The organism is Roseobacter sp., from assembly GCF_024639605.1.
In the GTDB taxonomy this organism is placed as follows: domain Bacteria; phylum Pseudomonadota; class Alphaproteobacteria; order Rhodobacterales; family Rhodobacteraceae; genus Roseobacter.
Genome location: NZ_JAHEHZ010000170.1, coordinates 1 through 6272, shown reverse-complemented (window position 1 = coordinate 6272; position 6272 = coordinate 1). Strand labels below are relative to the sequence as shown.

Sequence of the window (6272 nt, the reverse complement as noted above, 5' to 3'; positions counted from 1 at the left end):
GGCGCCGACCTCTCCAGCCTGCGGGCGGCCGTTTCGGCGGGCGAGACACTGCCCGCGCCGGTCTATCACGACTGGCAGAAACAGACAGGCAAGCCGATGCTCGACGGGATCGGGGCGACGGAACTGCTGCATATCTTTATCTCCAACCGCTTTGACGATCACCGCGCGGCCTGCACCGGCAAACCGGTCGGCGGTTATGAGGCGAGGGTGGTGGATGCCGATGGCGCGGACGTCGCGCGCGGCACCGTGGGCCGCCTTGCGGTCCGCGGACCCACCGGTTGCCGGTATCTCGCCGACGCGCGGCAGAAAGATTATGTGATCAACGGCTGGAACATCACCGGTGACAGCTTTTCGATGGACGAGGACGGCTATCTGCATTTTGCCGCGCGCAACGATGATATGATCATCTCATCGGGGTACAATATCGCCGGCCCGGAGGTGGAGGCCGCACTGATGTCGCACGCCCAGGTGGCCGAATGCGCAGTGGTCGGCGCGCCGGATCCGGAACGGGGCAGCATCGTGCAGGCGCATGTTGTTCTCACGGCGGGAGCAGAGCCCGGACCGGACCTCATCGAGGCATTGCAGGCCCATGTCAAAGAGCAGATCGCACCATATAAATACCCGCGCGATATCCGTTTTGTCGCCGAGCTGCCCAAAACGGCGACAGGCAAGATCCAGCGCTTTGCTCTGAGAAAGACACCATGAGGTCCGGGGGCGATGACCCGGCACAGGGCGCAAAACTCGATTTTGCAGCCGATATGTCCTACGGCGACTATCTGCAGCTCGACCCGGTTCTGAATGCCCAGCATCCGCGCTCGGAAGCGCATGACGAGATGCTGTTTATCGTGCAGCACCAGACCTCCGAGCTCTGGATGCGGCTGGCCATTCACGAGTTGCAGGCCGCGCGTGAAACCATGCAGCGCGGAGAATTGCGACCAGCCTTCAAAATGCTGAGCCGGGTTGCGCGGATTTTCGAGCAGCTCAACGGCTCCTGGGATGTGCTGCGTACGATGACGCCCAGTGAATATACCGCCTTTCGCCCCGCTCTGGGCAATTCCTCGGGGTTTCAGTCGCATCAGTACCGGCTGATCGAGTTCCTACTCGGCAACCGGAACGCAAAACTGATGCAGCTGCACGCGCACCGGCCTCAGGCCATGGCAGCCCTCAGTACGGAGATGTCAAAGCCGAGCCTTTATCAGACTGCTCTTTCGCTGCTGGCCGACAGGCTCGGGGATCGGGATCATGCCGGTACGCCGTCGGACACGGCATGGACCGCGCAACAGGCCGTGCAGGATCAATGGCACAAGGTTTATCTTTCGCCGTCAACTTATTGGGAAATATATGAACTTGCTGAAAAGCTCGTCGATCTGGAGGATTATTTCCGGCGCTGGCGCTTCAACCACGTGACCACGGTGGAGCGCATCATCGGGTTCAAACGCGGCACCGGCGGCACGTCGGGTGTTGGCTATCTGCGCAAAATGCTGGAAGTTGAGCTGTTTCCGGAGCTTTGGCACGTCAGAGGGGCCCTGTAAGTGACTGATGTAACGCGTAAAGACCTGTTCCATATGCCGGACGGGTTGATCTATCTCGACGGTAATTCGCTGGGGCCGATGCCGGTGGGCGTGCCGGGTGCGCTGGAAGAGATGCTGCATAAAGAATGGGGCGTGCAGCTCATTCGCGGCTGGAATACAGCGGGCTGGATGGTGCAGCCTGCGCGGGTGGGTGACATGGTGGGCCGGCTCATCGGCGCGCCCGCAGGGTCCGTAGTGATGGGCGATACGCTTTCGGTCAAGGTTTACCAGGCGGTGGCGGCCGCGCTGAAAATGCGACCTGACCGGCGGGTCATTCTGTCGGACACCGGCAACTTCCCGACCGACCTTTACATGGTTGAAGGGCTGATCTCGACGCTGGACCGCGGCTATGAACTGCGCACTGTTGAGCCAGACGCGGTTGCCGACGCCATTGACGAGACCGTGGCCGTGGTGATGCTGACGGAGGTGGATTACCGCACGGGCCGGATGCATGACATGAATGCGATCACGGCCAAAGCACACGGCGCAGGGGCGGTGATGATCTGGGATCTGGCGCATTCCGCCGGTGCGATCCCGGTGGATATTGCAGGGTCGGAGGCCGAATTCGCCGTGGGCTGCACCTATAAATATCTCAACGGAGGGCCGGGCGCGCCGGCTTTTATCTACGTGCGCTCTGATCTGGCAGACAGCATCGAGCCCGCGCTCAGCGGCTGGCTCGGGCATCGCGACCCCTTTGAATTCAAACTGAATTATCAGCCGGGCGCCGGGATCGAGCGGATGCGGGTCGGCACCCCGCCGGTTTTGCAAATGACCACGCTTGAGTTTGCAATGAAGGCCTGGGAAGGTGTTGACATGGCCGATGTGCGGGCCGCTTCTATCGCGTTGCAGGAGCGGTTCATCGAAGGCGTCGAACGCGAGGTGCCACACCTGACGCTGGCGAGCCCGCGTGACAGTGCCAGGCGCGGCAGCCAGGTCTCGTTCCGGTTCGAACAGGGCTATGCGGCGATGCAGGCGCTGATCCATCACAATGTGATCGGCGATTTCCGCGCGCCCGATATCATGCGGTTCGGTTTTACGCCGCTTTATCTTGATGCGGGTGACATCGACGAAGCGGTGGCGCGCATCGCGCGGGTCATGCATGATCGGCTCTGGGACCGGTCCGAATTCAAAATCCGCAACCGGGTCACATAGATCAACCACAAGCCGGACCACCGGCGTATCACAGGGGGCCGCTAAGTGCCTCACACACAAGGGAGATACCTGATATGAAACTGAAATCACTGATCCTCGCGGCAGGGCTTGCCGTCTTCGGGACAGCCGGGTTTGCCGATGGTCACGCGGCCAAAGTAAAGGTCGGCATGATCACCACGCTCTCGGGCGGCGGTGCGGGCCTTGGCATCGACGTGCGTGACGGCTTTATGCTGGCCACAAAGATGGCCGGTAATGACAATCTGGAAGTCGTTATCGAGGACGACCAGCGCAAGCCGGAGATCGCGGTACAGCTCGCCGACAAGATGATCCAGTCCGAGAAAGTTGATGTAATGACCGGCATTATCTGGTCCAATCTCGCCATGGCCGTGGTGCCCGCGGCGACGGCACAGGGAAAATTTTACCTCTCGCCAAATGCGGGCCCCTCGGCACTTGCCGGCAAGGGCTGTCATCCGCTCTATTTCAACGTGGCATGGCAGAACGACAACCTGCATGAGGCGGCCGGTGCCTATGCCAATGACGCGGGCTACGCCAACAGCTTTATCCTCGCGCCCAACTATCCCGCGGGTCAGGACGCACTGACCGGCTACAAGCGCATGTATGAAGGTGAGCTTGCCGGCGAGATTTACACCAAGCTCGGCCAGACCGATTACGCGGCCGAGATTGCTCAGATCCGCGCCTCGGGTGCCGATTCAGTGTTTTTCTTCCTGCCCGGTGGCATGGGGATTTCGTTCCTCAAACAATACGCGGGTTCAGGCGTTGATCTGCCGGTGATCGGCCCCGCTTTCAGCTTTGATCAGGGCATCCTGCAGGCCGTTGGTGAGGCCGCTCTGGGTGTGAAAAACACCAGCCAGTGGAACAAGGACATCGACAACGAAGCCAACAAAACTTTTGTCGAGGCATTTCAGGCCGAGTACGGTCGCCTGCCGTCGCTTTACGCAAGCCAGGGCTATGATACCGCAAACCTGCTTCTGAGCGCGATGGATAAGGCCAGCGTGACCGATCCCGATGCTTTCCGGGCAGCTCTGGCAGAGGCCGATTTCGCCTCTGTGCGCGGAAATTTCCGCTTCGGGTCCAACCAGCACCCGATCCAAGATTTTTACGTGCGTGAAGTGATCAAGGAAGGTGACGTCTTCACCAACAAGATCATTGGCGCGAGCCTCACCGACCATGGTGACGCTTATGCCGCCGAGTGCAGCTACTGACGATTTCGCGGGCGGTGCAGCGTTGCGCCGCCCCGTTTCGCCATGACCCTTTCCCGACCAGAGGCCATCGCTCTCATGCTGCCCATCAGCACTCCCGACAGGCTGACTGACGTTGCCCGCGACTGGCCTGCCGCCGGCATTGTTCTGACCGCAGTTTCGGGGAGGACCGCGCGCGCGCTTAAAGACGATACCCGCGCGCTGATCCATGGCGACGGGCGCCGCCCGGCCCGGCTTATCACAACCGGCGCGCTTGCACGCGGCAGGGGAGGCTACGGCCTTCTTCCCGACGTGGAACAGCGGCTACAGCGGTCTTGTGGTGCAGATCTGATATGACAACCATTCTGCTGATAGAACAGGTGCTGAACGGGCTTCAGTTCGGCGTGATGCTGTTCCTGATGGCCGCGGGGCTGACGCTGATCTTCGGCGTCATGGGGCTGATCAACCTCGCCCATGGATCGCTCTATATGATCGGTGCTTTCGCTGCGGCTGCAGTCGCCGGTGCGACGGGTTCATTCGTCCTGGCCCTGATCGCGAGCCTGGTGGCCGCTGCTGCCGCCGGCGCCATCGTCGAGCTGGTGGTTATCCGCAGGCTTTATGACCGCGACCATCTCGATCAGGTGCTGGCCACCTTTGCGCTGATCCTCATTTTTTCCGAAGGCACGCGCTGGCTCTTTGGCTCTTTTCCGCTTTTTCTCGACATTCCGCCGGCTTTATCGGGCCCGGTGACCCTGCCGGGCGGCATCGAATATCCACTCTACCGGCTGGTGATCATCGGCGTGGGACTGCTCATCGCTCTGGGCCTCTTTCAGCTCATTGCACGCACCCGCATCGGCATCCGCATCCGCGCAGGTGAAAGCGACCGCGAGATGATCGCGGCCCTCGGCGTTGATATCTCAAAACTCTATACCCTTGTCTTTGCCCTTGGCGCGGGGCTTGCGGGGCTGGCCGGTGCGCTTGTGGGCGCGATCCAGTCGGTGCAGGTCGGTATGGGCGAGCCGGTGCTGATCCTTGCGTTCGTGGTCATCGTCATCGGCGGTATCGGTTCCATTCGCGGCGCGCTCGTGGGTGCGCTGCTGGTGGGTCTTACCGATACGCTGGGGGGCGTGCTGCTGCCCGGGGTCTTTGCCACCTTCATGGAACCTGCAGCGGCCACGGCGGTCGGCTCCTCGCTGGCCTCCATGTCGATCTATATTCTCATGGCCGCGGTATTGCTTTTTAAGCCCACCGGGCTTTACGGGAGCGCCTGATATGACCCGTGGTTTCCTGATCAATCTGGTGCTCTTTGCGATGCTGCCGGTCACGGCTCTGGTGGCGCTGATGCTCGACGAGCCTTTCATCATCACACTGACCACAAAGGTGGCGATCCTCGCACTCGCCGGTGTCGGGCTTAACATCGCGCTGGGTCTCGGCGGGCTCGTGAGTCTCGGGCACGCGGCGTTCTTCGGGATCGGCGGCTATGCAATGGGCATCCTCGCCCATCACGCGCAGACCTTCACGCCGATCCTCGAAAGCCCGTTGCTGATCGAAGGTTCCAAAAGCATGCCGGTGATCTGGCTTGTCGCAGTCCTCACAGGCGCGCTGGCGGCCCTTGCCATCGGCGCGCTCTCTTTGCGCACCTCTGGCGTCTATTTCATTATGATCACGCTCGCTTTCGGGCAGATGCTTTATTACTTCGCGATTTCCTGGCCTGCCTACGGCGGCGAGGACGGTCTGTCGATCTATGTGCGCAACGGCTTTCCCGGGCTGAACACGCTCGACCCGATCCAGTTTTTCGCCATCACCTTTGTTGTGCTGGCGCTGGTGCTCTGGGGGGCCGGGCGGTTTGCCGCGTCGCCCTTTGGTCTGGCGCTTTCTGCTGCCCGCCAGAACCCCGAGCGGGTAGAAACGGTGGGCCTGTCGCCTTACCGTCTGCGGCTGCTGGCTTTTGTGATTTCGGGCGCTGTCACAGCCCTTGCCGGTGCGCTCTTTGCCGATCTCAACCGTTTTGTGAGTCCGACGATGCTGAGCTGGCACATGTCGGGCGAGATCATGATCTTCGTGATCCTCGGCGGTGTGGGGCGGCTATTCGGGCCGGTTGCAGGGGCGGCACTCTTTATTCTGCTGGAGCATATCCTCGGCGGACTGTCAGATTTCTGGCACGTGTACCTGGGCCTGCTGTTGCTCCTGGTCGTGCTCTTTGCCCGCGGCGGCATGATTGGCGCGCTGGCGGGACGGCAGGTGGCGCATGACTGAGCCGCTGCTGCGCATCAAGGGTCTGCGCAAATCCTTTGGCGCGCTCTGTGCCACGGATGATGTATCGCTGACGCTGCGCCCCGGCGAGATCCAC

7 protein-coding genes and 1 pseudogene are annotated in these 6272 nt (G+C 61.4%); all 8 read left to right on the top strand.

The features are described 5' to 3' along the window. Nucleotides 1-705: AMP-binding protein (locus Q0M35_RS16360; RefSeq protein ID WP_295317331.1), on the top strand; the 705-nt coding region annotated here is incomplete at its 5' end. Beyond that, on the top strand, nucleotides 702-1532 hold the full coding sequence (locus Q0M35_RS16355) for a tryptophan 2,3-dioxygenase family protein (protein ID WP_295317329.1): 831 nt from the start codon (nucleotides 702-704) through the stop codon (nucleotides 1530-1532). The genes Q0M35_RS16360 and Q0M35_RS16355, both read left to right, overlap by 4 nt. Then, a complete protein-coding gene (gene kynU / locus Q0M35_RS16350) occupies nucleotides 1533-2723 on the top strand; it encodes a kynureninase (protein WP_295317327.1) in 1191 nt (396 codons plus the stop codon). Nucleotides 2724-2797: 74 nt separating this feature from the next. Then, nucleotides 2798-3946, top strand: coding sequence for an ABC transporter substrate-binding protein (locus Q0M35_RS16345; protein ID WP_295317323.1), 1149 nt, complete (start codon nucleotides 2798-2800; stop codon nucleotides 3944-3946). A 75-nt stretch (nucleotides 3947-4021) separates the two neighbouring features. Beyond that, a complete protein-coding gene (locus Q0M35_RS16340) occupies nucleotides 4022-4279 on the top strand; it encodes a hypothetical protein (RefSeq protein ID WP_295317315.1) in 258 nt (85 codons plus the stop codon). Then, nucleotides 4276-5193 carry a branched-chain amino acid ABC transporter permease gene (locus tag Q0M35_RS16335; RefSeq protein WP_295317313.1) on the top strand — a complete coding sequence of 306 codons (918 nt, stop codon included), beginning with the start codon at nucleotides 4276-4278 and terminating at the stop codon, nucleotides 5191-5193. Before Q0M35_RS16340 ends, Q0M35_RS16335 begins: the two co-directional genes overlap by 4 nt. Before the next feature lies 1 nt (nucleotide 5194). Further along, nucleotides 5195-6178, top strand: coding sequence for a branched-chain amino acid ABC transporter permease (locus Q0M35_RS16330; RefSeq protein WP_295317312.1), 984 nt, complete (start codon nucleotides 5195-5197; stop codon nucleotides 6176-6178). Next, a pseudogene (locus Q0M35_RS16325) lies at nucleotides 6171-6272 on the top strand (ABC transporter ATP-binding protein); the annotation flags it as partial. The gene Q0M35_RS16330 and the pseudogene Q0M35_RS16325, both read left to right, overlap by 8 nt.

Coding starts and splice junctions, on each gene's coding strand:
- Q0M35_RS16355 (WP_295317329.1), top strand. CDS start 702: ATGAGGTCCGGGGGCGATGACCCGGCACAGGGCGCAAAACTCGATTTT.
- Q0M35_RS16345 (WP_295317323.1), top strand. CDS start 2,798: ATGAAACTGAAATCACTGATCCTCGCGGCAGGGCTTGCCGTCTTCGGG.
- Q0M35_RS16340 (WP_295317315.1), top strand. CDS start 4,022: ATGCTGCCCATCAGCACTCCCGACAGGCTGACTGACGTTGCCCGCGAC.
- Q0M35_RS16335 (WP_295317313.1), top strand. CDS start 4,276: ATGACAACCATTCTGCTGATAGAACAGGTGCTGAACGGGCTTCAGTTC.
- Q0M35_RS16330 (WP_295317312.1), top strand. CDS start 5,195: ATGACCCGTGGTTTCCTGATCAATCTGGTGCTCTTTGCGATGCTGCCG.